Origin of the sequence: Novosphingobium ovatum (genome assembly GCF_009909235.1) — a bacterium.
Lineage (GTDB): Bacteria > Pseudomonadota > Alphaproteobacteria > Sphingomonadales > Sphingomonadaceae > Novosphingobium > Novosphingobium ovatum.
In genome coordinates this window covers 314,517-341,162 of the sequence record NZ_JAAAPO010000002.1, presented here as the reverse complement: position 1 = coordinate 341,162, position 26,646 = coordinate 314,517, and the positions used below count along the sequence as shown (strand labels likewise).

The window sequence follows — 26,646 nt, the reverse complement described above, 5'->3', positions numbered from 1 at the left end:
GCGATACAGTTTTCCTTCACCCGCGCGGCGGTATAAAAGGCGGCGTGATGCGACATGCCCCTGCCCTTGCCGTTTGCGCCTTGGCGCTGTTGTGCGCGCCGACGCTGGCGCGCGCGCAGGACGCCGATGCGCCAGAGGCTTTGCAGGCTCCGCCCCCCGCGCTGACCATCCCCATCGGGCCGGATTGGGGCGGGTTGCAGGCCATGGCGCTGGCGGCCACACCTGACGATCTGGAGCAAAGCCTGAGCGCGGTGATGGCAGACGCCATTCTGGGCCGCCGCCTGCGCGCCGCGGCGTTGCCCACCGCGCCCCATCGCGCCGCGCCCACGCCGCATGATGACGGCTTTGACTGGCGCAGGCTGACCAGCGGCCAATTCGGGCTGGGCGATGGCACCGATCTGCGGTTGAGCCAACAGTTGGGCGCCAAAAGCTATGACACCAGCCTGAAGGTGCAACACGCCAGCGGGCCATTGGATGTGGTGGTGACGATGCAGGGCAGCAAATCGCTGACCGCCGATGCGCCGATGGCGCTGCGCTATGACAGCGCGGCATGGATGCGCGTGCTGCCCGCGTTGCAGGTGGGGGTGCGGGCGCGCGGCGATCTGGGCTCCACCAGCGGGCTGACCGTGCGCCCCGACCAGACCGCCAGCGCCATGGCCCGGCTGCAATTGCGTCAGGGCCGCAGCGAAATCTCGGCCGAGACGAATTATTCGGTGCCGGTGGGCGAAACGAGCGCCAGCGCCGTCAACCGCCTGCGCGCCAGCATAACGTTGAAACGCCGCCTGTAACCGCGTTTCAACGGTTGACGCGATGCGCTGCACTGGGCCACATCGCGGGGACCATGACCTCTATTCCCGGACCAGCCTCGCACAGCTTTGTCTCGCAACGATTGCGGATGCATTATGTCGATTGGGGCAACCCCGATGCGCCGCCGCTGATCCTGCAACATGGCGGGCGCGACCATTGCCGCAGCTGGGACTGGGTGGCGCAGGCCTTGCGCAAGGATTGGCATGTCATCTGCCCCGACCTGCGCGGCCATGGCGACAGCGCGTGGTCGCCTGATGCGCATTACACCAGCTTTTCCTTTGTCAGCGACATGGCGCAACTGGTCCAGACGCTGGGCTATGATCAGGTGACGATCTGCGCCCATTCGCTGGGCGGCAATATCGCCACGCTGTTTACCGGGCTTTACCCGGACAAGGTGCGCCGTCTGGCCAATATCGAAGGGTTGGGCGTATCGCCGCTGCATTCGCGCGAGCGGGACGCCAAGCCCTACCCCGACCGCATCCGCCAATGGATTGCCGAGCGCCATGCCGCCGCTGGCCGCCTGCCGCGCCGTTACGCCCGGATCGAGGACGCCATCGACCGGATGCGCGCCGCCAACCCGCAGTTGACCGAGGAACAGGTGCGCCATCTGACCATCCACGGTGTCAACCGCAACGAGGATGGCAGCTATGTCTGGAAGTTCGATCCCTATCTGAACGTCTGGCCGGTGGCCAATTTCCCGCAGGAGGAGATCCACGGGTTATGGGGCGCGATCACCTGTCCGGTGCAGTTCTTCTACGGCGGGCAAAGCTTTGCCGTGGACCCGCGCATTGACGGGCGGATCACCCATTTCCGCGATGCGGACGTGCATTTCTATCCCGATGCCGGCCACTGGCTGCACCATGACCAGTTCGACCGGTTCGTCACCGATCTGCGGGCCTTTCTGGCCTGATACGCGCCAAAGGGGCGCGCCGGAATGCCCGGCACGCCCCCCATCTGTTTACACCGGCAACCCGACGTAGTTTTCGGCGATCACCGTCTGCGCGGCGGTGCTGCTGGCGATATAGTCCAGCTCGGCCACCTGCATCGCGCGTTCGAACGGGCCATCCTCGGGGAAGCGGTGCATCAGCTTGGTCAGCGACCAGCTGAAGCGTTCGCCCTTCCACACGCGGGCCAGCGCCTTGCCGCTATAGAGGCCGATGGCGTCCTGATCGGCGCGCTTGAAATGCGCGACCAGCGCTTCGGCGGCGTAATGCACGTCGCTGGCGGCCAGATTCAGCCCCTTGGCGCCGGTGGGCGGGACGATATGGGCCGCGTCCCCGCACAGCAGCAGGCTGCCATGGCGCATCGTGCCGAACACATAGGAGCGCAGCGGCGCGATCGACTTTTCAATGCTGGGCCCGCGCGTGATATTGGCGGCGGCATCCGGGCCAAGGCGGATCGCCAGCTCGTCCCAGATGCGATCGTCCGACCAATCCTCGACCTTTTCGGTCAGGGGCACGTCGACGTAATAGCGGCTGCGGGTGTGCGAGCGCATCGAGGCCAGCGCAAAGCCGCGCTCGTGGTTGGCATAGATCAGTTCGTGGTTGCAGGGCGGCACATCGGCCAGAATGCCCAGCCAGCCAAAGGGATAGACGCGCTCATACTCCACCGCCGCGCTGGCGGGGATCGCCTTGCGGCTGGGGCCATGGAAGCCATCGCAGCCGACGATAAAGCGCGCGTCGATGCGCTGCGCGGCGCCGTCCTTGGTATAGGTGACATAGGGCGCATCGCTCTCGATATCGTGCAAGGCCACATCGCCTGCCTCATAGATCACCTCCAGCCCACGCGGGGCGGCAGCGTCCATCAGGTCCTTGGTGATCTCGGTCTGGCCATAGACCACGACGGTTTTGCCGGTCAGGTTGGCGACATCGATACGGATCAGCCGCTCACCATCGGCCAGATTGAACCCTTCCTCAACCAGCCCCTCGGCCTTGAGGCGGGCGTCCAGACCCAGACGCTCCATCAGGTTGACGGTGATGTTTTCCAGCACGCCCGCGCGGATGCGGCCCAGCACATAGTCACCCGTCTGCCGTTCCAGCACGACACAATCGACGCCTTCGGCGCGCAACATATGGCCCAGCAGCAAACCCGCCGGCCCGGCGCCAATGATGGCGACCTGCGTTTTCATGTGAATTCTCCCCATTTGGCTCTGGGTGGGCGGATTTTGTCCGCACACCATGGTGGCGCAGGGATTGACAGGATTTGCCCTTGGGTTGAAGGGATGAGGCGGTCAATCTGGTGGCATTATCAGGACAGCATGACAGACGCGCCCCACATCCCCAATTTCGCCCTGTACGGCGAAGGCGAAGAGCCAAATCCCGCAGGCTTTTGCCATATCGAGACGATCGCGGTGCGTTCGTCACTGCATGATTGGGAAATCAACCCGCATCGCCATGACCGGGGAATTCAGGTACTTATCGTGCATTCCGGTGAGGCGCTGGTCACGCTGGACGGCGAGTCCTTCACCCTGCCCCAGCCCGGCTTTGTCGCCATTCCGGCGGGCGCTGTGCATGGCTATCGCTTTGCGCCTGGGATGCTGGGCTATGTGTTGACGCTGTCACAGGACATTGCCGCGCGCGCCACCGGGGGGAATGATCCATTACGCAGCCTGTTGTCGGCCGGTGGCCACGGCCCGCTGGACAGCGAAAGCGCGCGGCGCTGCGGCGTGCTGGCCGAGGAGATGCTGTCGCTGGCGCAGGAATGGCAGGGCGGCGGCATGCTGGAACTGGCGCTGGCCGAGGCTTTGCTGCGTTCCCTGCCACAGGGCAGCATGTCGATCCCGCGCAACAGCGAGGATGACCGGCGGCTGGCGCATTTCCGCCTGCTGGTCGAAACCCATCTCAAGGAACACCGCCCGCTATCCTTCTTTGCCGATGCGATCGGCACGACCGAGCGCACGCTGGGCCGGCTGTGCCGCCGCCGTCTGGGGTGCAGCCCGCTGGAGGTGATCAACCGCCGCTGTACGCTGGAGGCACAACGGCTGCTGCGTTACACCAACGCCACCGTGGCACAGGTCTCGACCGAACTGGGCTTTGCCGATCCGTCCTATTTCTCGCGCTTTTACCTGCGGATGACGGGCCGCCGCCCACAGGCCGAACGCAGCGCCCTGACCGAGGATTAGGCCCCAACGCAAAAGGGGGGCAGCCCGTCAAGGCCGCCCCCCATCTTGCCGCCACGCGACCCGTTCGGACTTATTGCACCAGCATCAGCGCGTCCAGCGCCACCACGCCTTCGCCCATGGGATGCAGGATCACCGGGTTCAGGTCCATTTCGGCAATGCTCGGCTCGGCCAGCAGCACCGCGCTGATGCCACGGATCAGCTTGGCCAGCGCGGGCACGTCCAGCGCCGGGCTGCCACGATAGCCCTTCAGCAAGGCCGCCTGCTTCAGGCCCATCAGCTTGGCGATGATCGCCTCCTCGGACAGGTCGGGGGTGATCAGCGCCACGTCGGCCAGAATTTCCGCCGTCACGCCGCCAAAACCGGCCAGCACCACCGGGCCCCATTCGGGATCATTCTTGGCGCCGACGATCATTTCTGCCCCACGCTTGCCCATCTTTTCGATCAGCACGCCGTCCAGAGTGATCGCCGCGTCATAGGCGGCCACATTGGCATACATCTGGGTAAAGGCCGCGCGCACCGCCGCGTCATCACCCAGGTTCAGCAACACGCCGCCCGCGTCCGACTTGTGCCCCAGCGCGGCGGCCTGCGCCTTCATCGCCACCGGATAGCCAACCGCATTGGCCGCCGCCACCGCCGCATCGGCGTCCGCCGCGAACTGCCCCGCCGGGAAGCTGATGCCCAGCGGGCCCAGCAATTGCTTGCAACGATATTCGGGGATCACGCCATGTTCGGCGGCCAGCCCCGCGACCGAAACCGGCGCGGGCGCGGCATTGGTCAGGTCCAGATCGGCCCGCTTGCCCAGCGCGGCGACCGCACGGAAGGCGCGCTCGGTGGTGGGGAACCACGGGATGTTCCGCTCGCGCAGCGCGGCGATGTAATGCGCGGGCATGTCGGCGCCCTCGTCCAAACCGGCAAAGATCAACGGCTTGGTCACGCTCTGACCATCGACGGCGGCGACGATCGCAGGCACCTTGATGTCGGCGGTGACGGGATCGCACTGAATGATGCCAGCCACCACCGCGCCCACGCGGTCATCCTCCAGCAGCGCGGTCAGCGTCTGGGTATAGATCACCGGCTGCGACAGGCCCTGCGCGGTGATGTCCAGCGGGTTCGACACCGGCACGAAAGGCGGCAACGCCGCGCGCAGCGCCGGGCTGTCCTCGTCATGCAGGGGGGCCAGCGGCAGGTCCAGTTCCTCGGCCAGATCCAGCGTCAGCGCCTTGAACGCGCCGGATTCGCCCAGAACGGCGGCCGAATTGTTGGTCAGCGGCTGGCAACGGATCAGGATCTCGGCAATGTCGCCCAATTCCTGCAACGTTTCGGCAAAGATCACGCCGGTGCGGGCCACCTTGGCACGCATCAGGCTGTAATCGCCCGCCATCGCGCCGGTGTGGGTGGCCGCCGATTCCCGCGCCGCCGACGACTTGCCGGGGTGCAGCAACACGATCGGCTTACCCGCCGCGCGCGCGCGTTCGGCCGCGGCGATAAAGCGCGCGGGCTTGCGGAACTGCTCGACGATCATGGCGATGACCTGCGTGTCGGCATCATCAACCAGCCAGTCAATGTAATCCTCAACGCCGCTGGCCGCCTCGTTGCCGGTGCTGACCGAATAGGAACAGGCCAGATCGCGCGCCAGCAGCGTGGTGCACAGCACCGCCGCCATCGCGCCCGACTGCGACACCACCGACAAAGCGCGGCGCCCAGCGGGCGGAATGATCGCCGTTTCAACAAAGGTCAGCGGCACGCCATGGACATGGTTGACCATGCCCAGACAGTTCGGGCCTTCGATCACCATGCCCGCCTCGGCGGCGATGCGGGCGATTTCAGCCTGTTCGGCCATGCCCGCCTCACCATCCTCGGCAAAACCGGCCGAGAAGATGATGGCGCTGCCAACGCCACGCGCGGCAAGGCCACGCACTGCGTCCAGCACGCCGACGCGCGGAATGGCCAGCACGGCCACGTCCACGCCATCAGGCAATGCGTCAACAGAGGGCAGACAAGGCCGCGCCCCGATCTTTTCGCGGTTGGGGTTGATCGGATAGATCTCGCCCGCGAACCCCGCGCGATCAAGGTTGCTGATCAGGGTGGCGCCCAGCGCCCCCGGCTTGTCACTGGCGCCCACCACCGCAACCGACTTGGGCTGCAACAGGCGAGCGATCATGGCGTGGCTCAGATTGGCCATTTGTCTGCCCTCTCTCTAACGCTTTGGCTTTTAGGCTTACTTCTTGATCTTGGTGATGTCGAAGGTGCCCAGACCCGGCTTGAAGGTCTTTTCGTCCAGGAACTGCTTGGTGGCTTCCTTGCGGGCTTCCAGACCGCCAAAGCCGTTCAGCGCTTCCTGCGCGCGGATCAGATAGTCCTCGGCGTTTTCATAGGTCATCTCGACCATGCGGCGCATCGCCCACTTGGTGGCGCGCAGGGCGTTGGCGTCCTTCTTCAGCAGCGCTTCGGCGATGGCGGTGACGCGGGCCTTGAGCTGGTCGGCGGGGACCGATTCGGTCACCAGACCCTGCGCCTCGGCCTGCTTGCCGGTCAGGTTTTCGCCCATCATGGCGTGGTACATCGCCTTGCGCAGCGGCATCAGTTCCTGCGCCACCTTGGACGCGCCGCCGCCGGGCAGGATGCCCCAGTTGATTTCCGAGAGGCCGAACTGCGCGTCATCCGAGGCCACGGCGATGTCCACCGCGTACAGCGGGCCATAGGCGCCGCCAAAGCACCAGCCGTTGATCATGCCGATGGTCGGCTTTTCATACCAGCGCAGGCGTTCCCACCAGCCATAGGCTTCACGCTGGGCCTTGCGCGTGGCCCACAGGCCCTTGGCTTCGTTTTCGCGGAAATATTCCTTCAGGTCCATACCGGCCGAGAAGGCTTCGCCCTCACCGGTCAGCACCAGCACGCCCACATCATCGCGGAATTCCAGTTCCTCGATGACCTTCAGCATCTGGCGGTTCAGCTTGGGGCTCATGCAGTTGCGCTTTTCAGGGCGGTTATAGCTGACCCACGCGATCCGGTTCTCGATCTTGACGGAAACGGTATCTTCTTCGGCGCGTTCGATCTTCTGTTCGGTCATGGCAAACCTCTTCCGCAATGGGGCGCGCCCGATTATGCAGGCGGGCAACGCCGGTTGATGGCTGGATTTGTTATCACGCATAGCATTTTCGCTGCCGCCGTCAATAAGGCACCGACATGAATTGACGCAAGTTTGTGCAAGCGCCATCATTGGCGCTTTTCCGGGGGATTGGGAATGCAGGACGGATCGGATCAGGACATCGCGCAGGCCCCGCTGGCCGCAGATCCGCTGGCGGTGCTGCCCGGCTATGCGCTGCGGCGGGCGGCCAATGTGATGATGGCCGAACTTTCGGCGCGGATGGCAGACGCAGGGCTGCGGGTGGGGGACGCCTCGGTCCTGTTGCTGGTCGAGGGACGCAATGACATGACCAGCAGCCTGATCGGCAAGGCGCTGGATATTCAGCGCGCCAACATGGTCCGCCTGCTGGCGCGGATGGAATCGCTGGGGCTGGTGACGCGCGCGCCGATCGACCGCAAATCAATCGCGGTCGTGCTGACCCCGCTGGGCGCCGAGGCATTGGAACAGGCCCGCGCCATCATTCAGGATTTCGAAGAGGACCTGATGGCGCGCATCCCGGCCCGCCACCGCGACCATTTCCTGCCCGCGCTCAACGCCCTGTGGCAATAGGCGCGGCAGTAGGCGCGGTTCAGCCCTCACCCTCCCCGTCCAGCCATGCGCGGCTGTCACGAAACGCGCTGGCGGTCATGCCGGTGCGCCCCTTGAAAAAGCGGGCGAAATAGGCCGCATCGGCAAAACCCAATGACGCCGCGATCTGGCTGACGCCCGCCGCCGTATAGGTCAATGATCGCATCGCCTCCAGCAGGATGCGGTCCAGCACCACCTCGCCCGGCGGCTTGTCCAGCACCTTGCGGCACGCGCGGGTCAGCGTCGGCTGCGTCGTGACCAGCGCCGCGACATAGCGCTCCACCGCCCAGCCCTCGCGGAAATGCTGATCCACCAGACGGCGAAACCGCGCCACCAGATCATCGGCCCCGCTACGTGGCCCAGGCGCCGGCGATTGTTCCACCAGCCCATCGGCCAGCGTCAGCACCAGCGCCAGTTCGGCCATCAGCGGATGCGCCAAGGCGCCTGCCCGCCCCTCATCCAGCCCGCGCGCCAGATCGTTCAGCAACCACGCCAGCCGCGCCGCCGCGGCCCCTTCGGCGGCGACCTGCCCATACCGCACCTTACCCCCGGCCAGCGCCACCTGCGCGACAAAGGGCGCCAGACGCGGATCATGCAGCAAGGCATCGGCCAGCGAGAGCACCCACCCCTCGGCCGAAGGGTCAAAGCGGAAGGCGTGCACCGCGCCCGAGGGCACCGCCACCACCGCCATCGGCAACAGGCGCAGACTGGCCCCGTCGGTGATCAGTTCGCCCTTCCCCGCCTCCAGCACAAGCAATTGAAAGATACCAGGATGCGCATGCGGCGCGATCGACCATTCATACTGGCTGGACCGCGACGAGATCGATTCCAGATGGACGAATTCGGCGGGAATCGCGCCATTCCCCTCACCATACAGGGCATAGCGGTCAATCTCGGCGGAGGGTTTGCGGCGGCGGGTCATGGCGCGCAGTCTGCGCAGATTGATCGAAAAATACAAGTCAATGCACGGAAAGGGGATCGATCCGAAACGGCATAACCCCCATCATCAGCGCACAACAGGCCAACAGGCCACAACCCCCGTGAAATCGAGAGGATCGGCATCATGCCAGAGACTGACGCTTCCACATTGGAGCGAACTTTCCGCTTCGACCCCTATTCGCCGCAGATCGATGCCGATCCCTTCCCCGCGTACAAGGTGCTGCGCGAGGAATACCCCTGCTTCTGGTCCGAAGAAGCCGGGATGTGGGTGCTTTCGCGCTATGATGACGTGCTGTTCGCGCTGCAAAACTGGAAGCTCTATTCCTCGGCCAAGGGCAATCTGGTCGACGAATTCCCCGGCCGCGCCGGTGCCACGCTGGGCAGCAGCGATCCGCCACGCCACGACCGCCTGCGCGCGCTGATCCAGTCGGCCATGACCAAGCGGGCGCTGGACCATGTGATCGAGCCTGCCCGCGCCTCGGCCCGTGCCCATCTGGCCGCGCTGGAAGGCAAGGATGTCTTTGATTTCGTCAATGACTTTGGGTCAAAGGTGACGGTGGACCTGTTGTTCTACCTGTTCAACATGCCCAAGGACAACGCCGACGAGGTGCGCGACAATGCCGTGCTGATGGTCCAGACCGACCCGGTCACTCGGCAAAAGACCGAAAAGCATCTGGCCGCGTTCCGCTGGATGGCCGATTACGCCGAACGCCTCGTGCAGGAGCGCAAGGCGAACCCGGGCGATGACCTGCTGTCGAACTTCATCACGGCGGAAATCGACGGTGAAAAGCTGCTGGACCGCGAGGTGCAGCTGACCGTCACGACGCTGATCATGGCGGGCATTGAATCGCTCTCGGGCTTTATGGGGATGTTCGCGCTGAACATGGCCGATTTTGCCGATGCGCGCCGCGCGATCACCGCTGACTTCAGCCTGCTGCCCGACGCGATCGAGGAGAGCTTGCGCTTCAACACCTCGGCCCAGCGGTTCAAGCGCACCGTGGTCGAGGACATGGAACTGCACGGCCAACAGCTGAAGGCGGGTGATCCGGTGATCCTGGCCTATGGCAGCGCCAACCGCGACGAGACGATCTTCCCCAACGCGGACGTTTACGACATCACGCGGCGGCCAAAGCGCCATCTGGGCTTTGGCGGGGGCGTGCACTCGTGCCTTGGCTCGATGCTGGCGCGGGTGGCCTGTCAGGTGGTGTTCGAGGAATTCCTGCGGGCCGTTCCCGAATTCACCCGCGTGGATGAAACGCTCAACTGGGTGCCTTCGTCCAACTTCCGCAGCCCGACGGTGCTGCGCCTGCGGCGCGGCTGAACAGGCTCACTGGCGGCGGGAAACAATCTCGCCGCCAGCCCTCTTACGCGCTTTCCCGCGCGATCAGGCGAAACCCCACATCCACCGAGCGTTCCCGCGGCGGCTGCCCTTCGGCATGGCGGCGGATGGCGGCGATGGCTTCGCGCGCGATACGGGCGCCATCAATGTCCACCGTGGTGATCGTTGGGCGCATATCACCCGCGATGCTGGAATTGCCAAAGCCCACCACCGCCAACTGGTCCGGCACGCGTAGCCCTGCCGCCTGCGCCTCGACAATCACGCCCTGTGCCAGATAGTCCGACCCGCACACCACCACATCGGGCTGTTCGTCCAACCGGCGCATCTCGGCAAAGATGCGGCGGCCATGGCCAAAGCGGCTGGGGATGTCGACCATGGTTTCCTGCACATCGCCGCCGCCCAGCGCCTGCCATTCCTCGACAAAGCCATCGCGGCGCATCCCCGCGCGCGTCCCCTGCGCCGTCACCAGCAAAGGCCGCCGATAGCCGCGCGATTGCAGAAACCGCGCCACATCGCGCCCCGCGTCCCGATGCGAAAAGCCCACCGCGATGCCCGGCGGATCCTCGGGCAATTCCCAGATCTGGATGAACAACCCCGGAAAGCGTTTGACCAGTTCGGCCGTGCGGGACGAAAGTGGCGCGGTCGAGATGATCGCATCCACCCGCCTCCCGATGGCGGCCTGTATCAGCTCATCGGTGCGTTCGGGCGTGATGCCGGTCAGCCCCATCATCACCGTGGTGCCTGAATTGGCCAGCTCCTCGGCCATGGCCTGAATGGTGTCGTTGAAGATCGAATCGGTCAGATGCGGGATCAGCACCGCCACCATCCGCGATTTCGAACTGGCCAGCCCGCCCGCCAACAGGTTGGGGATATAGCCGGTCTGGGCCACGGCGGCCTGAATGCGTTCGGCGGTGGCGGCGGCCACCACCTTGGGATTGTTCAGGAAACGGCTGACGGTGGCGGTCGACACGCCGGCCAGAACGGCCACATCGTCCAGCGTCGGATTGCGGTTGGGCTGATCACTCATGCCGCGCAGCCTAGCGCCTGTGCCCCCTTGCGCGCAATCGCTTGCGCACAAAGGGGACGCATGGGCATTACAGGAAGGTCAGCGGCACCGACAGCGCGCCCACTTCGGGCCAGCGGCTCATCGTCACTTCGCCCGTGACCGCGAACCCGTTGGGCGTCACGGCCAGCAGTTCCTCCAGACACAGGCGCAGCTCCATGCGGCCAATGTGCAGCCCCGGACAATTGTGCGGCCCCCGGCCAAAGGCCAGATGCTCGGCAATGTTCGGGCGGTTCAGGATGAACTCGTCGGGGTTGGCGAACACATCCTCGTCCCGGTTGGCGGAACAATACAGCAACGCGATGGGATCACCTTGCGGGATGGTGCGGCCCTGAAATTCCACATCCTCGGTCGTGGTTCGGGCGAAGCCGCGATAGGGCGTGTACAGGCGCAGGAATTCCTCGATCGCGGCCGGGATCAGCGAGGGATCGGCGCGCAACTGGTCCTGCAAAGCGCGGTCGCGCGACAGGTGGACGCAGATATTGCCCACCATCACCATCGGCGCGACAATGCCCACCACCAGGATCTGGCGCACGCTGCCCACCACCAGCTCGTCGGGCAGCGCCTGCCCCTCGTGCCGCGCCTCCAGCAGGGCGCAGGTCGGGTCGATCGCCGGGTCCATCGGCCGCTCGCGACGCTCGGCGATCAGGGCCTTGGCCATGTCATACAGCCGCATGCTGGTCGACTTCATCGTCTCGGGGTCGTTCATGTGGACCGACAGGACAAAGGCCCGGCCCGCCTCATGCAGCGTTTCCAGCCATTCGGGCGGCATGTTCATCCATTCGCCAAACACCCGCACCGGCAGGAAGCTGGAGAATTCCATGCAGATGTCGCCACCGCCCTTGGCCACCAGCGGGGCCAGCGCCTCACGAGTGTACTGGCGGGCCTTCTCCTCCAATGCGTCGGCGCGGTCCTTGCCCAACAGAGGGTTCAGCGCCTTGCGATAGGGGGTGTGTTCGGGCGGATCCAGATGCAGCGGGGGACGGCGGCCGGTAAACGCCACCTTGGGCACCACATTCTGCACCGACGTGCTGAACCGGCGATAGTCCGAGGCCGCCGTCTTGACGTCCTCATACTTGGTCAGCGCCCAAAAGCCGCCCAACCCTTGCGTATGGGCCACCGGACATTCCCGCCGCAGCCGCGCATATTCGACATGCGGGCTGTCAAAGGTTTCGGGAGCTTCGGGGTTGAAATCTTCTGGATGCTTGCTCATGACGGCCTGCATAAGTATCGACGCGTGACGATGCAAGCGCTATCATGCGTTATTGTATCAACGTGCAAACACAGACACACGCCTGCGCGCGACCGCCAAATACCGGGAGAAGTCATGTCCAGCCCAGTTTCCGCGCCCCCCTTGGCGCCTGCCAGCCCGATCGAGCAGGCCATCGGGACCAAGGTCATCCTCCGTCTGGTGATCCCCTGCGCGCTGTATATCCTGATCGGCGCGATCGACCGCACCAACGTCGCCTTTGCCGCACTGCACATGAACAAGGCGCTGGGCCTCTCGCCCACGCAATATGGCATCGGCGCCAGCGTGCTGTTCATCGGCTACATGCTGGCCAAATACCCCTCGGTCCTGCTGTACGAAGCCCTGGCGCTGCGGCGCTGGCTGACGCTGGTGTCGCTGGCGTGGGGGATCTGTTCGGGGCTGATGGCTTGCGTACAGAACGAATGGCAGCTCTATGCCCTGCGCATCGCGATCGGTTTTGCCGAAGGCGGGTTATCCTCTGGGTTGATGCTCTACCTCTCGCTCTGGGCGCCGGAACGTTATCGCGCGACGGTGCTGGCGGTGCCGATCGCCTCGATCTCGCTGGCACAGATCTTTGGCGCGCCACTGTCGGGCTGGCTCTTGGACATGCATGCCCCCTTTGGCATGGAAAGCTGGCGGTTCATGTTCCTGGCAGAGGCCACCCCGGCGCTGTTTCTGGCGGTGTTCGCCTATCTGTGGTTCCCCGATACGCCGCGCGACGCGGCATGGCTGAATGACGAGGAACGCGCGTGGATGGCCGCCAATGTGCGCGGCGCGAAAAAGGCCGCGCCCGACACCGGCGAGCGCTGGGCCGTGTTGCGCAGCCCGGTGGGCTGGACCTGCGCCGGGATCTGGTACTGCATTCTGGCCAGCAATTACGGCATCACCTTTTGGCTGCCGCAGGTGGTCAAAGGGTTGGGCGGGCTGTCGGCCACGGCCATCGGGTTGATTGTCGCCCTGCCCAATGTGGCCAGCGGCATCGGCCTGATCCTGAACGCGCGCCATTCCGATAAAACCGGCGAGCGGTTCCTGCATGTGGCCATCCCCGCCACGCTGGGCGGCGTGCTGTTGCTGTGCGCGTGGCTGTTGGGCGCGGGGCCGCTGGGGCTGATCTGCCTGATTTTGGGCGGCGCCTGCACCGGCTGCACCGTGGCCGCGTTCTGGGCCATCCCCACGCGGATGCTGGCGCCGGGCAGTCTGGCGATGGGCATCGTGGTGGTGAACATGGCGGGCAGTCTGGCGGGCGCCACTGTGCCCGCGCTGATGGGCAGCCTGAAGCAATCGACCGGCTCGTTCCTGCCGCCCACGCTGTTGCTGCTGGGCATTGCGGTGACTTGTGGGGCGCTGTGTCTGGTGGCGCGGGCACAGATGGCGCGGGCGCAGAACCCGGCATGAATGGCCCCGCAACCGCCCCCACAACAGCACCCGGCAAGGCGCCCGGCACCGGCATCCTGATCGGGCTGGCGGTGATTGCCGCACTGGGGTCGATGGCGATCCATATGCTGGTGCCCGCTTTGCCCGCCATGGCAGGTCAGTTTGCGGTGTCGGTTGGGGCGGCGCAATTGGCGGTCAGCATCTACATGATCGCGCTGGGCGGTGGGCAATTGGTGGCTGGCCCGGCGGCCGACCGGCTGGGGCGGCGGCCCGTGCTGATCGCGGGCATTGCCCTGTACGTGCTGGGCGCGCTGATCTGTGCCGCCGCGCCGGTACTGTGGGTATTGCTGATCGGCCGCGCCATTCAGGCCAGCGGCGGCGCGGCCGGTGTGGTCACCTCACGCGTGCTGGTGGGCGACATTTTTGGCAAGGAACGCGCGGCCGAACGTCAGGCCACGCTGATGATGGTAATCCTGATCTCGCCCGCGCTGGCGCCGGTGCTGGGCGGTTTTCTGGCGCAAGGGCCGGGGTGGCGCTCTATCCCGCTGGTGCTGGCGGCAGGCGGTGTGATCGCTGCAACGGTGGTGCTGCGCCGGCTGCCGACCGGCGCGACACCTGTGGGCAGGGTGGAGCAACGCTCGCTGTGGCAAGACGCGCGGCGCGTGGCGCGCAACCGGCAACTGGCGCTGACGGCGCTGGCGATGGCGGGCGCGACCAGTGTTTTGTACATGTTTCTGGCCAATGCGGTGTTTCTGCTGGTGCGCGACATGGGCCTGACGGAACGCGACACGGGCCTGTGTTTGCTGGCCATTGCGGCGGTCAGCATCTTTGGCACAAGGCTGGTGCGCCCGGTGCAAAAGCGCGGCTGTGGGCTGCTGGCGGGAACGGCGCTGGTGCTGGCTGGCGCGGGGATTGAACTGGCGGTGGAGCTGGCCGGATGGCACGGGCCGGTGGCACTGGTCGCGCCGATGCTGCTGGTGGGCGTGGGCGCAGGGCTGGCCGGGCCTTCGGCCATGGCGATCATCGTTTTTGCCGAAGAAGGATTGGCCGGGACCGCCGCCAGTCTGGCAGGGGCGTTCCAGATGCTGGCCAGCGCGCTATGCACCATGGCGCTGGGCTTTGTCAGCCCGATGACCCCGCTGCGACTGGCGCTGGCGCTGGTGCTGGCGGCGGCGGTTTCGGCAACGGCGGCGGGGCTGCGCTGGCGTCTGGCCACCCCGGCGCGGGGCCTCACGCCGCGCGCATAATGCCACATCCGCGCATCAGGTGTGGAAATTTGGCCACACCCCGATCAATTCCGAATTGATATCGCTGATTACAAACATACGAAGTCATCGCCCACATTGACACGATGCAAGGGCTTTCATAAGGCATCGGCCAAGCTAATGTACCCCATGAGGATGGGAGGAGGACACCATGACCCGGATTTCCCGCGCCACCGCGCGTCGCTCGCTGTCGGCCGCCGCTGTGCTGCTGGCCACTGTTTCAACGCCCGCTCTGGCCCAGACCGAAGCGCCCGCCCCGGCCCCTGCCGCCGGCGCGCTGGGCGAAATCGTGGTGACGGCCGAGCGCCGCGCCCAGAACCTGCAGCAGGTGCCAATTTCGGCCACCGTGCTGACCGGCGCCGACCTGCAAAAGAAGGGCGTGAGCAACCTGTCCGACATCCAGCAGGTGGCCCCCTCGATCGCGATCAACACGGTCAACCGCTCGACTTTTGTCAACATCCGCGGCATCGGCATCGCACAGTCGGCCCCTACCTCGAACCCGGGCGTGGCCTATTACATCGACGGCGTGCTTATCCCGCACGAACAGTTCATCGGCATGTCCTTCTATGACATCGGCTCGATCGAAGTGCTTCGCGGCCCGCAGGGCACGCTGACCGGTCAGAACTCGACCGGCGGCGCGATCTATGTCCGCACGCCCAAGCCGGAATATAACGCGGTGAACGGCTCGCTGGACACGACTGGTGGCAATTACAACCGTTTCCGCACGGTGCTGACGGCCAATTACGGCGGGGATTCGGTCGCGGTGCGTCTGGCCTATGTCCATGACGAGCGTGACAGCTATACCCGCAACATCAGCTCCAAGGCGGTGGTGCAGCCGGGCAACATGCTGATGGACTCGGTGCGCCTGACGATGGCCATGCGCAGCAGCGACAGCCGCCTGAACGTGCAGGTCAACGCCGAATATTTCAATTCGCGCAGCGATGGCATCGCGATCAAGCGCCGCAATGACACCGTCTCGACCAACCCGTTCGAGATCGAGGAAGACGCCCGTTCGTACATGAACCAGTACGGCTATCGTCTGGGTCTGGACGCGCGCTATGACCTGAGCGAGGCGGTGCAGGCCCGCTATCTGGTCTCGTGGCAGGATGGGTTTACCGTCGATCAGGTTGACGGCGACCGTTCGGACACCGCCCTGCCCCGCCCGGTCACCGCCAACACCGGCCGCGTGTCGACCAGCAGCACCGAATTCCGCACGCTGATCAACGAATTCAACATCCTGTCGACCAAGAAGGGCCCGTTGCAGTGGGTCTTTGGCGGCTTCATGATGAACGAGACGATTCCGGTCGAGCTGCTGCGCGACAACTTCCACGTGGTCGATTACGTCAGCGCCACCTCGAACATCACCACGACGGCCAAGAACACCACCTATTCGCTGTTTGGCCAGGTGAACTATTACCTGACCCCGGCGCTCGAAGTGATCGTGGGCGGCCGCTACAGCTGGGACAAGCAGGAATACACCCGCTATGCCGTGACCACCGTGCTGGCCACGCCCTATGTCAGCGACATCCAGACCAACCAGCTGACCGGCAAGCTGGGCCTGAACTATCACCTGGGCCGCTCGCTGATCTATGCCACCGCGTCCAAGGGCTACAAGGCGGGCGGTGTGAACCTGACGCCGGGCACGCCCAACTTCACGCCGGAACGCAATTTCGTGTATGAAGTCGGCTTCAAGACCGAGCTGCTGGACCGCCACCTGCGCGTCAACGGCGACTTGTTCTATTCGGTGTACAAGGACATGCAGCTGTCCAGCCAGGTTGGCGGCCTGCCCACCACGCAGAACGCGCTGGGCGGCCATTCCAAGGGTGGCGAACTGGAAGTGACCGGCCAGTTCGGCGCTCTGGGCTTCAACATCGGCGTGGGTTATCTGGATGCAAAGTTCTCGAACTCGGCGTGCATTTCGGACACCAACGCGCCGGGCACGGACGTGGGCTGCGCCACCAACCTGCGCTTTGTGCCGCAGGGCCGCGCCCTGCCCTTCAGCCCCGAGCTGACGCTGAACGCAGGGTTGCAATACACCTTCACCGCCGGCAGCCTGGACATCACCCCGCGCGTCCAGTGGAGCCACACCTCGAGCCAGTGGTCGACGCCCTTCCCCTACACCAACACCTTTGTGCCGGGGCGCGACCTGATCGACGCGCGCGTCACCTTTGATCTGGGCAAGCGCATCCAGCTGGAAGCCTTTGTCCAGAACCTGACGAACAAGGTCTACATCGCCTCGCAGCTGCAGGGCAGCTCGACGGCCGATGGCGGCATCATCTATGGCGCGCCGCGCACCTATGGCGCCCGCGTCAAGTTCACCTTTGGCAAGTAACGACAGCTCGCCCCGTCGCCACCATGGCGGCGGGGCATACAGGCAGGAACGCATGTCGGTCTCTGGTTTTCGCATGGCGGCGATGGTTGCGCCCGCCTTGGGCGCATTGGCGATGGGCGCAGGCGCGATCGCCGCACAGGGCGGCGCGCCCGACACATGGTGGTATCCCGGCAGTGGCAAGACCTTTGCCGCCAGCCAGGACTATCCCAACGCCCAAGGCACCCTGCGCGTCCAGGTCGAGGGCGGCGCGGTCAAAACCCGTGGCCACGCCTTTTTTGAACCATTGGGCGCCAATGGCCGCGCCTGCGTCACCTGCCATCAGCCCGCCGACGCGATGAGCCTGTCGGCCGCCACCGCGCAACAGCGCTGGACCGCCAGCAACGGCCATGACCCGCTGTTTGCCGCGATCGATGGCTCCAACTGCCCGATCCTGCCGCAGGATCAGCGCGCGTCCCATTCGCTGTTGCTGGAACGCGGATTGTTCCGCGTGCAACTGCCTTGGCCGATGACCGCGTGGAACGGCCGCCCCGTCACCCCCGATTTCGATATTGAGGTGGTGCGCGATCCCAACGGCTGCAACAGCGCGCCCGGCTATGGGCCAAAGGCGGGGAACATCTCGGTCTATCGCCGCCCGCGTCCGGTGGCCAATATGAAATATCTGTTGGCGGTTGGCTTTGTGTTTGACCCCAAACAGGGTTTCGCCCTGCCCCTGTCGCCAGAAGACGGGCGGATGATGTCGGGCAATATCATGGCCGACAACCGCGCGGGCACGCTGCGCATCCAGATGCAGGACGCCGCCCACGGCCATTTGCAGGCTGGCAAGCCCCTGACCGATGCCCAAGTGCGCCAGATCACCGATTTCGAAATGCGCGTGTTCACCGCGCAACAGACCGATGCCCATGGCAATGACCTGAGCAGCATGGGCGCGAACGGCGGCCCCAACCACCTGCGCGTCTCGGCGCCGGGCGCGCTGGGCGCGATCGGCACGCCGGTGTGGAGCGAATTTGCCGCATGGGAAAAGCTGAGCCCCGAACAGGCCGCGACGCTGACCCCCAAGCAATTGGAATTCCGCAAGTCGGTGGCGCGTGGCGCGCGGGTGTTCCGGGAAAAGATGTTCCTGATCACCGACAGCGCCGGGATCAACTCGCGCATCGGCTTTGGCAATCCGGTGCGCAATTCCTGCGTGTTCTGTCACAACATGAGCCAGATGGGCAATGATGTGGCACCGGGTCAGGTGGACCTTGGCACCACCACCATGCCCTTTGCCGACAGCATGCCCGATCTGCCGCTGTTCCGCATCACCTGCCGAGGCCGCCCGCATCCGCATTACGGCCGCGTCATCTATACGATGGACCCCGGCTTTGCGATGACCAGCGGCAAATGCGCGGACGTGGGCAAGATCACGCTGCAATCGATGCGGGGGCTGTCGGCCCGCGCGCCCTTTTTCTCGAACGGCCTGGCCCGTGACCTGCGCGGCATCGTCGACTATTACGACCGCCGCTATAGCATCGGTTATACCGAGCAGGAAAAGCAGGATCTGGTCAATCTGATGAGTGTGCTGTGATGCTGCGTTCTGTCCTGACCCTTGCGGCTTTGGCCGCGCCTTTGTCGGCGGCGGCGGCCGATACCGGATCGCTGCTGCGGTTCATCACCTGCCCGGTGTACCGCGACGCCGACAGCGGCAAGAAGTCGGGCTGCTGGCTGGCCGAGGACCCGGCCACCGGCATCCGCTATGACGTCTCGCTCAGCCCGCACAAGCCGGACTGGAACTATGCTGTCTTGGTCGAGGGGCGGACCACCGCGCAGCCCGAAACGCCCTGCGGGGCGCCGGTGCTGGACGCGGTGCGCACCAGCCGCTTGTACGACATCCCCTGCACGCGCCACATCCTGCCGGCAGAAGGCTATCCGGGCCGCCGTTTCGTCCTGCCGCGCCGCAATCCACAGCCGACCAGCGTGCCCGCGCCCAGCTTTGCCGGGCCGTTCGTGGACCGCAGCTTCACCGTCTATTTCGAATTCGGCAACGACTTCCTCGTCTATCAATACAGCGACTGGTTGATCCAGCAGGCCTATTACTGGATGCTCTCGGCCAAACCAAAGAAGCTGATCATCACCGGATTTGCCGCCAGCGCGCCCGAAACCGTGTCGGGCCGGGTGATGGCTGAACCGGCCGATCTGGCGCTGCAACGGGCGCAAACGGTCGCCACCACCATGGCGCGCCTGTTGCCGGGGATTGCGATTGAAACCCGCGCCGATCCCTCCACCACCGGCACCAGCGATGCCGAGGCCGATGGCATTCCGGGGCAAGCGCAACGCCGGGTGGAAATCCGCGCGGTATTGTAAGGGCTGGCGGTGGGTTACACCGCCAGCAACGCCCCCACATCCGCGCAATCCTGCAAGTTCAGGATTGCCCCGGCCAGCGCCGCCGGATCGCCCACCGGCACCGCCGCGCGGCCCGCACAATCGATGAATTTGGCCACCAGCGCCGCCTGCCCCAACGGACGCTCCGGGCTGCCCGCGGCATCGGCCTGTTCGGCGGTCAGCACGCGGCCGTCCGACAGGTTAAACACCAATCGCCCGCCCGACCCGCGCTGCCAGCCCGCGCCTGTGGCCTGCACCGGCGTGACACGCGCCGCCATGGCCAGCACATCGGGATCGGCCAGACTGTCCGGCCCAAAGTCATCCAGCCCCACACGGCCCCGCACCAGCGCCAGTGCGGTGGTAAAGGGGATCGAGAACTTGGCATCGATCGCGGTGGCGGGCGCCTGTTTGCGCGGCAAAGGCTCGGTCAGCATGGTCTGGACATCATCAATCCCCACCGCAACCGCCGTGACCGCCGCCGCGCCGATCTGGCCACGCAGGGCCAGCGCCATTTCGATAAACGGATGCGTCCCCCGGCAGGATGGCCAGCGCTTGTACGTCAGTTCGTCAATCCAGTAGCGCGCGCCCAGATCGCCGGTCAGGTCGTCCGCGTCAAACTGACCGCCCGCAAACACCGCGTAAAAACCGCTGCGCCCCTCGATCGGCTGTTCGAACCCGGCCACCCCCTCGCGCGCCAATTGCGCCGAGAGCACCGCCGCCTGCGCCGGAAACCCTTCGCGCACGGCGCGGATGACGGTGCCCTGGCTGTATTTGATCTCTCCGGGAATGACATTCTGGCACATCATCAGCGATAGCGCGTCACGCACTGCCCCCGCGTCCAGACCCAACAAGGCCGCCGCCCCAGCGGCCGCACCCATGCCCGCCAGAATGGGCGGCGGATACCATCCGCCCGCCTCCATCTGGCGGCGCAAGGCCAGTCCCATGCGGCACGACAGATCCCCGCCCACCGCCAGCGCCGTCAGGAACCGCCGCCCGTCGACCGGTCGCCCGGCCGCACCCTCTGCCTGCGCCAGCGCGATCAGCGCAGGCACCAGCGAAGCATTGGGATGGCCCGGCGCCCGGTCAAAGGCGTCCTCGTAATCCAGCGCATGGGCAAAGCCGCCATTGGCCAGCGCCGCCATCGGTGCGGCGGCGCGCAGCCCCGTGCCCAGCACCGCGCAAGGCCCCGGCCCGTTACCCACGGCCACCCGGACAAAGGCTGCGCTTTCCGCGCTCATCCCGCTGGCGCCCAGCATCACGCCCAACGCGTCCAGCAACACATGCCGCGCCGCCGCCACCGCACCCGGCGGCAGATCGGCAAAGCGGGTGGCGGCGACATGCGCCGCCACCACATCAGAAACGCCGCGCATCAGCGCACAACGTAAAAGTCGATCACCACCGAATCCGGCTTGCGAATGCCGCGCGCGACAAACACCGCCCGCCGCATCCAGCCCAGCGGCCCGTCCACCACGCCAAACCGCGTTGTCGTGCGGAAGTAATAGGCGGACGGGTCCACCGCCTCGCCACGGGCGATCTTGTCGGTGACTTCGGCGCTGGCGACGCGCACACCGACATTGGTCACCTCGATCACCGTGCCATCGGCGGCCTTGATAAAGTAATGCGCCTCGACATCGGTCAGCCCACCGGGGCGGATCGTCTGCCAATCGCCCCCGCCGCCCAGCACCGTGCCAGACAACATAGGCCCATAGGCCGCGCCGCCCGTCACCTGAATGAAGCGGCGGCGGCCACCGTCCAGATTGCCCGCCTCAACCGGCGGGGCCAGCGTGGCCTGCACGGAAAAGGCATATTCGAGCGTGGGCGGAGGAGCATTGGGCAATAGCGGCACAGCTGCCGACACCGGGGCGGGCGAAGGCGCAGGCGTTGCCGCCAGAACAGGCTGGGCGGCGAGGCACAGCCCCACCGCCACGACAGTCAGAAAACGACGCATCATCAGCCCTTTCATCAGATCGGGAAATGGCCCGGCTGGGTTTCCACCGTGATCCAGCGGGTTTCGGTAAAGCTGTCAATGCCCTGACGGCCACCAAAACGGCCATAGCCCGATGCGCCCACGCCGCCAAACGGCATTTGGGCCTCGTCATGGACGGTGGGACCATTGACGTGGCAGATGCCGCTCTTGATCTGCTTGGCCATGGTCAGGCCCTTGGCGATGTCGGTGGTAAAGACCGCCGCCGACAGGCCATATTCGGTGTCATTGGCCAGCTCGATCGCATGCGCCTCGTCACGGGCGCGGATGATGCCGACCACCGGGCCAAAGCTTTCGTCGCGGAACAGCTTCATGTCGGGCGTCACCTTGTCCACCAGATGGGCGGGCATGACAACGTTCAGGCTGGTTTCGCCCCCGGTCAACAGCACCGCGCCCTTGGCCACGGCATCGTCAACCAGCGACAGGCAATGCGCCACCGTCTTGGCGTCCACCACCCCGCCCAGCGGCGTGTTGCCCTGACGCGGATCGCCCGCGGCCAGCGTCTTGACCTTCTCGGCGAACTTGGCGGCAAAGGCATCGGCCACCGCCTCGACCACGATGATCCGCTCGGTCGACATGCAGATCTGGCCCTGGTTCATATAGGCGCCAAAGGCCGCGGCCTTGACCGCCTCGTCCAGATCGGCATCGGCGCAGATCACCATCGGCGCCTTGCCGCCCAGCTCCAGCAGGCAGGGCTTGAGATGCTCGGCGGCGCGCTTGGCGATGATGCGGCCAACGGCGGTGCTGCCGGTGAAATTGATGCGCTTGACCTGCGGCGCGTCGATCAGCGCGCCCACCACATCGGCGGCGTCCTGCGGCGCATTGGTGACGACATTCACCACACCTTCGGGGAAGCCTGCTTCGGCAAAGGCCTCGATGATCAGGGCGTGGGTGCGCGGGCACTGTTCCGACGCCTTCAGGATCACGGCATTGCCACAGGCCAGCGGCACGGCAATCGCGCGCACGCCCAGAATGATCGGCGCGTTCCACGGCGCGATGCCCAGAATGACGCCCACCGGTTCCTTGAGCGCCATGGCCAGACAGCCCGGCTTGTCGGACGGGATCACTTCGCCCGCGATCTGCGTCGTCAGCGAAGCGGCCTCACGCACCATGCCCACGGCCAGCATCAGGTTGAACATCGCCCAACCGGCGGTCGCGCCGATTTCGCCCATCATCGCGGCGACGAAATCATCCTTTTTCGCGGCCAGAGCATCGGCGGCCTTGTTCAGCACGGCGCGGCGGGCGTTCGGCCCCATGCCGCCCCATGCGGGCTGTGCGGCGGCGGCACGCGCGGCAATTGCGGCCATGTCACCGGCCTGCATCGCGGTGGCGCTGGAAGCCACCTCGCCGGTCAGCGGGTTCAAACGGGTAAATTCCATGGTCAGAGCCTCCAGATGCATCCCAGAACAAGTTTTCGCTATCACTGATAGCAATATTCGCAATTCACGCGCGGCGCAAGCGGCCACCCAGACGCGGCGCAACCGACAACAGCACGATCGCCGCAATCAGGATCGCCGCACCCGTCAGTTCGGCGGGCCGAGGCATCTTCATCCCCCACATCCACGCCAGCAACATCGCGCCACCCACGCCCGCCACCAGACTGGCGGCGCGCTCCAGCGGCACGCAATAGGCGTTTTCGCGCGGGTCCATCAGGATGATGATCGCCACCACCGAAATCACCGTCAGCGTCGCGCCAATCCCGATCAAGGGCCAGATCGCGGGCAGGCTCCACACCTGTAGAAAGCCGACCGACAGCTCGCCCGACTGACCGCCAAGCCCACTGGCCGACACCGCCGCCAGCATCGCCACCGAAGCGGGCAGCGCGATCATCTTTTCCTCGACGAAATAGCGGCGCATCGTGGCGTCATCGCCATTCTTGCCAATGCGGGTCATCACCGCCAACCGCGTGAAATAGCCCAGTGTGTAGACCACCACCGTAAAGATCGCCAAAGGCGGCAGTTTCAGCCCGCCCCGGTCGGTCAGCGTCACCACCAGCGCCACCGCCACCATGCCCAGCGCCACCCAGCTGAACCAGCGCACGCGGCGGCCAAACACCATGTCGACCAGCGGCGCGATGATCAGGATGTCGCCGCGCATGATCAGTTGGATGAACGGGATCGACACGCCCTTGAACGTCAGGGACAAGGGCACGGTAAACAGGATCGCCGCCGTCCCCAGCCCCGACAACAGCGTCCAGCGCGTGGGGCACGGGATGCGCCAGCGGCCCACCATCACCGCATGCGCGTCCCGGTGCCAGCCCGACAGCCAGATAAAGCCATAGGTCAGCAACATGTTGACAATCAACGAGGCAGGCAGCGTTTCCAGCCCGGTCAGCGGCCGCCCCAGCACCGGATCGGCCAGCCCCGTCACGGCCCGCGTGATCATCACATTGGGCAGGTACGACAGGAAATAGACCAGCACCCAGCCCTCCATCGGGAACCGGGCCAAGCGCGCGGCGGACGCGCCGCTCATGCGCTGATCTCCACCATGTCGGCAGCGGGGGTATAGCGCGCGTTCAGCCCCGCCTCGCGGGTCACGGCGGTCATATAGTCCACCACTTGCGCATATTCGGCACTGTCGGGGGTGACGATATGCGGCACCGCATCCCGCCCGATATAGACCGGCAGGTATCCCGCGCGGAGCAGCTTGCCCCCCGCGATCTCCAGCCGGGCGATGATCGACAGGCGCGCGGCCTTGGGGAAGTTGTACAGCCCCTCGAAATCCGGCTCCCACTCCTCGGCCAGAACGCGGATTTCGTTGAAACTCTTGGACTTGGCATGGGCCTCGTCCATTTTCAGGTCGGTGGCGAAATTGCACAGCGAATAGAACACCGGCTTGCCATCAATCACCTCGCACCCCTTCAGGATGTGGGCGTGGCCGCCCAGAATGGCGTCGGCCCCGGCGGCAATCGCGGCCCGCGCCACGTCGCGCTGATAATCGGCAATCACCGCGCGCACGAAATGGATGCCCCAATGGTGCGAGACGATCACCACATCGGCCTGTGCCTTGGCGGCGCGGATGTCGGCCTCCATCGCGGCCAGATCCTCACGATGGGGATAGGTGTGGGTGCGGGGCGGCGTGCCGGGCTGGTCATGCTCGATCTGTTCATAGATCGTGTGGGCGCGCATCGGGGCACAGCCGGGGCGGCGCTCATCCGCCCAATAGGAATGCGGCAGAATGCTGGAATAGGCCAGCACCGCCACCCGCGTCCCATCACCCAAAGTGCGGATAACCGGCTGACGCGCCTGCGCAATATTGGCGCCCGCGCCGACGACATCCATGCCATTGGCCAACAGGTTCTGCCGCGTTTCGAAAAAGGCGTTGCTGCCCCAATCCATGCAATGGTTGCCCGCCATCGAGATGACATCAAACCCCGCCCGCCCCAGCGCCGCCGCGCCATCGGGCCGGGCCAGCACAGCATGGCGCGCCTGCGGCAGGCGCACGCCGCTTTGGGCAAAGCTGGTTTCCAATTGACCAAAGGTGATGTCGGCGGCGCGCAGCACATCGCGCGTCGCGACATAGCTGTCATCGTAATTGTCGCGGTCCGGGGCCAGATCGCCGGTTGCCAGAAAGATATGCGCCATGGTTCCTCCCCGAAAATGCGCGCCCACGGGCGGGCATACGGCGCGTGCGGCGTTGATGGCCTGTTACGCGCGTGATTTAGCTATCATGTACAACAATCCGGACGCGCTTTGCAAGGGCTTGCAAAGCGCGTAAGATCAGCGACACACCCGCCCGCGCAAACAGGGGCGCAGCATCGGCGGCGGGGTATGCGCCACCGCGCCAGCAGGCCTTGCGGGCCAGCGCCCCATGGTGATCCGCGCCTCCAGATGGCGCAGCGCCATCACCATCTGGTCGGCGGTGGCAACGCAATGTCCCGCTTGTTTCAACCACATAGCCTGCGCCATGCGCGGCCCGGCGGCATCGACATAGGCCCGCTGCAACGAAGGCGAGGTCAACCCGTCCCCCACCGCCTGCAACGACAGGATCGGCACCACCGGGCGCGCTGTCGGCGTATAATGCGCCATCATATAGCGCACCGCCGCGCGATCAGCCTTGACCCGCGGCGCCGAAGCCAATTTTGCCAAGTCCGCCCGCAGGTTAAGCCCTGCCGCCCGGTACATCGCCGCGACATGGGCATAGCGCCCCGACAGGCGCAATTGGGCCGCGTAATCAATGCGTTCGTTCCATGAATACACGCCCCCCGCCCGCGCTTCCTGATCGGCGCGGGGCGGGAACAGCGCGCCGGTGAACACCGCCCCGATCTCGTCAGTTTGCGCAGCATAATCAGTTGCCCCCGGTTGCGGGCGATCGCCCCGCGTCCACCCCGGCAATCCGCCCAGAACCCCGGCCAGCGCCACCCGCGCCCGGCCCTGCGGCGTCTGCATCGCGGCGTCCACCGCCGCCTGCGCCCGCGCGCCATTGGCGCGGTCATCGCTGATCCCCGTTAGCAGCAGCCCCGCGTCCGGCGCGGCCAAGGTTTTGAAAACAAAGGCACCGTCCAGCACCATGTTCATCATCCCCACCGCGCCGCCGATCGACGGACACATGGCGATCGCGCCGTCGATCCCGCTCCGCCTGTCCTCGGCCAGCGCGGTGGTGACCAGACCGCCCATCGAATTGCCCCAGGCGATCACCCGTTTGGGCGCACCATATTGCGCTGCAAAAGCGCGGATAGTGGCCTGTTGCGCGGGCACCGCCTGCGCCAAAGCCCAACCACCCGCGCCATAGTCGGACGCCGCCAGCGCATAGCCCTGCGCCAGCAAAGCCTCACGCGCGCGGGGCGGGATCACTTCGGGATCGCCGATGCGGGGGGAATAGCCACGGCTCCACAGCAACAAAGTGCCGTTCCAGCCTGCCGGCACCACCGCCGACCAGCGCACCTGCGACTGGGCCGGATCAGACAGGCTGGCCCGCAGCGTTTCGCGCGCGGCCGGAGCCGAGGCCGGTTGCGCCCAGCCTCCCAGCGGCGTCAGCACCAAGCCCAGCGCCGCCCCCCATGCCGCCATGCCACCAATATGACGCTGCGCGCGCCCGTTCTTGCCGCTCACCTGATGCTCTCCCGCTCTCGCCCTGCCGCCGCGCGTATCCGCACAGCAA

Annotated in this window: 22 protein-coding genes; 10 read left to right on the top strand and 12 right to left on the bottom strand. The window is 65.8% G+C overall.

The genetic code is table 11. The features are described from left to right. The first annotated feature begins 47 nt into the window (after positions 1-47). Both GTZ99_RS05755 and GTZ99_RS05750 read left to right on the top strand, forming a co-directional pair. The gene (locus tag GTZ99_RS05755; protein WP_161717324.1) at positions 48-788 is read left to right on the top strand and encodes a hypothetical protein; all 741 of its coding nucleotides are present in this window, start codon (positions 48-50) and stop codon (positions 786-788) included. Positions 789-841: 53 nt separating this feature from the next. After that, positions 842-1,717 carry an alpha/beta fold hydrolase gene (locus GTZ99_RS05750; protein ID WP_161717323.1) on the top strand — a complete coding sequence of 292 codons (876 nt, stop codon included), beginning with the start codon at positions 842-844 and terminating at the stop codon, positions 1,715-1,717. Between the two features lie 48 nt (positions 1,718-1,765). Here the strand turns inward: GTZ99_RS05750 and pobA are convergent, their stop codons facing one another. After that, positions 1,766-2,935: a 4-hydroxybenzoate 3-monooxygenase gene (gene pobA, locus GTZ99_RS05745; RefSeq protein WP_161717322.1), complete on the bottom strand. Its 1,170-nt coding sequence runs from the start codon at positions 2,933-2,935 to the stop codon at positions 1,766-1,768. 93 nt (positions 2,936-3,028) lie between these two features. Between pobA and GTZ99_RS05740 the strand changes: the two genes are divergently transcribed. After that, positions 3,029-3,928, top strand: a complete 900-nt coding sequence (locus GTZ99_RS05740) for a helix-turn-helix domain-containing protein (RefSeq protein WP_227711124.1) — start codon at positions 3,029-3,031, stop codon at positions 3,926-3,928. A gap of 70 nt (positions 3,929-3,998) precedes the next feature. Here GTZ99_RS05740 and GTZ99_RS05735 read toward each other — a convergent pair whose 3' ends face one another. After that, on the bottom strand, positions 3,999-6,110 hold the full coding sequence (locus tag GTZ99_RS05735; RefSeq protein WP_161717321.1) for an acetate--CoA ligase family protein: 2,112 nt from the start codon (positions 6,108-6,110) through the stop codon (positions 3,999-4,001). A 36-nt stretch (positions 6,111-6,146) separates the two neighbouring features. Continuing rightward, the gene (locus GTZ99_RS05730) at positions 6,147-6,998 is read right to left on the bottom strand and encodes a p-hydroxycinnamoyl CoA hydratase/lyase (protein WP_161717320.1); all 852 of its coding nucleotides are present in this window, start codon (positions 6,996-6,998) and stop codon (positions 6,147-6,149) included. Between the two features lie 174 nt (positions 6,999-7,172). Between GTZ99_RS05730 and GTZ99_RS05725 the strand changes: the two genes are divergently transcribed. Next, positions 7,173-7,625, top strand: coding sequence for a MarR family winged helix-turn-helix transcriptional regulator (locus GTZ99_RS05725; protein WP_161717319.1), 453 nt, complete (start codon positions 7,173-7,175; stop codon positions 7,623-7,625). Positions 7,626-7,644: 19 nt separating this feature from the next. Here GTZ99_RS05725 and GTZ99_RS05720 read toward each other — a convergent pair whose 3' ends face one another. Further along, a complete protein-coding gene (locus tag GTZ99_RS05720) occupies positions 7,645-8,565 on the bottom strand; it encodes a helix-turn-helix domain-containing protein (RefSeq protein ID WP_161717318.1) in 921 nt (306 codons plus the stop codon). 141 nt (positions 8,566-8,706) lie between these two features. Here GTZ99_RS05720 and GTZ99_RS05715 point away from each other — a divergent pair, with 141 nt between their 5' ends. Continuing rightward, positions 8,707-9,903 carry a cytochrome P450 gene (locus GTZ99_RS05715; protein WP_161717317.1) on the top strand — a complete coding sequence of 399 codons (1,197 nt, stop codon included), beginning with the start codon at positions 8,707-8,709 and terminating at the stop codon, positions 9,901-9,903. Between the two features lie 43 nt (positions 9,904-9,946). Here GTZ99_RS05715 and GTZ99_RS05710 read toward each other — a convergent pair whose 3' ends face one another. Both GTZ99_RS05710 and GTZ99_RS05705 read right to left on the bottom strand, forming a co-directional pair. Next, a complete protein-coding gene (locus GTZ99_RS05710) occupies positions 9,947-10,948 on the bottom strand; it encodes a LacI family DNA-binding transcriptional regulator (RefSeq protein WP_161717316.1) in 1,002 nt (333 codons plus the stop codon). A gap of 67 nt (positions 10,949-11,015) precedes the next feature. Then, on the bottom strand, positions 11,016-12,197 hold the full coding sequence (locus GTZ99_RS05705; protein ID WP_161717315.1) for a cytochrome P450: 1,182 nt from the start codon (positions 12,195-12,197) through the stop codon (positions 11,016-11,018). 114 nt (positions 12,198-12,311) lie between these two features. Here GTZ99_RS05705 and GTZ99_RS05700 point away from each other — a divergent pair, with 114 nt between their 5' ends. The 5 genes from GTZ99_RS05700 (at position 12,312) to GTZ99_RS05680 (ending at position 19,544) form a co-directional block, all read left to right on the top strand. Then, entirely contained in the window at positions 12,312-13,628 is a 1,317-nt protein-coding gene (locus tag GTZ99_RS05700; RefSeq protein ID WP_161717314.1) for an MFS transporter, read from the top strand. Further along, positions 13,625-14,854 (top strand): MFS transporter, encoded by a 1,230-nt coding sequence (locus GTZ99_RS05695; RefSeq protein ID WP_161717313.1) that lies wholly within the window; start codon positions 13,625-13,627, stop codon positions 14,852-14,854. Before GTZ99_RS05700 ends, GTZ99_RS05695 begins: the two co-directional genes overlap by 4 nt. 169 nt (positions 14,855-15,023) lie before the next feature. After that, positions 15,024-17,204 (top strand): TonB-dependent receptor, encoded by a 2,181-nt coding sequence (locus GTZ99_RS05690; RefSeq protein WP_161717312.1) that lies wholly within the window; start codon positions 15,024-15,026, stop codon positions 17,202-17,204. Positions 17,205-17,256: 52 nt separating this feature from the next. Next, entirely contained in the window at positions 17,257-18,768 is a 1,512-nt protein-coding gene (locus GTZ99_RS05685; protein WP_227711123.1) for a hypothetical protein, read from the top strand. Next, complete coding sequence (locus GTZ99_RS05680) at positions 18,768-19,544, top strand: hypothetical protein (protein WP_227711122.1); 777 nt, start codon at positions 18,768-18,770, stop codon at positions 19,542-19,544. Before GTZ99_RS05685 ends, GTZ99_RS05680 begins: the two co-directional genes overlap by 1 nt. A 14-nt stretch (positions 19,545-19,558) precedes the next feature. Here the strand turns inward: GTZ99_RS05680 and GTZ99_RS05675 are convergent, their stop codons facing one another. The 6 genes from GTZ99_RS05675 to GTZ99_RS05650 all read right to left on the bottom strand — a co-directional run bounded on the left by GTZ99_RS05675 (position 19,559) and on the right by GTZ99_RS05650 (position 26,597). Continuing rightward, positions 19,559-20,932 carry an MmgE/PrpD family protein gene (locus tag GTZ99_RS05675; protein WP_161717311.1) on the bottom strand — a complete coding sequence of 458 codons (1,374 nt, stop codon included), beginning with the start codon at positions 20,930-20,932 and terminating at the stop codon, positions 19,559-19,561. After that, a complete protein-coding gene (locus GTZ99_RS05670) occupies positions 20,932-21,513 on the bottom strand; it encodes a DUF3237 domain-containing protein (RefSeq protein WP_227711121.1) in 582 nt (193 codons plus the stop codon). Before GTZ99_RS05670 ends, GTZ99_RS05675 begins: the two co-directional genes overlap by 1 nt. An 11-nt stretch (positions 21,514-21,524) precedes the next feature. After that, positions 21,525-22,925 carry an aldehyde dehydrogenase gene (locus GTZ99_RS05665; protein ID WP_161717310.1) on the bottom strand — a complete coding sequence of 467 codons (1,401 nt, stop codon included), beginning with the start codon at positions 22,923-22,925 and terminating at the stop codon, positions 21,525-21,527. Positions 22,926-22,989: 64 nt separating this feature from the next. Beyond that, entirely contained in the window at positions 22,990-24,018 is a 1,029-nt protein-coding gene (locus GTZ99_RS05660) for a hypothetical protein (RefSeq protein WP_161717309.1), read from the bottom strand. Next, a complete protein-coding gene (locus tag GTZ99_RS05655) occupies positions 24,015-25,130 on the bottom strand; it encodes a CapA family protein (protein ID WP_161717308.1) in 1,116 nt (371 codons plus the stop codon). Before GTZ99_RS05655 ends, GTZ99_RS05660 begins: the two co-directional genes overlap by 4 nt. 135 nt (positions 25,131-25,265) lie before the next feature. Beyond that, positions 25,266-26,597, bottom strand: coding sequence for a DUF6351 family protein (locus GTZ99_RS05650; protein ID WP_161717307.1), 1,332 nt, complete (start codon positions 26,595-26,597; stop codon positions 25,266-25,268). Between the last annotated feature and the right edge of the window lie 49 nt (positions 26,598-26,646).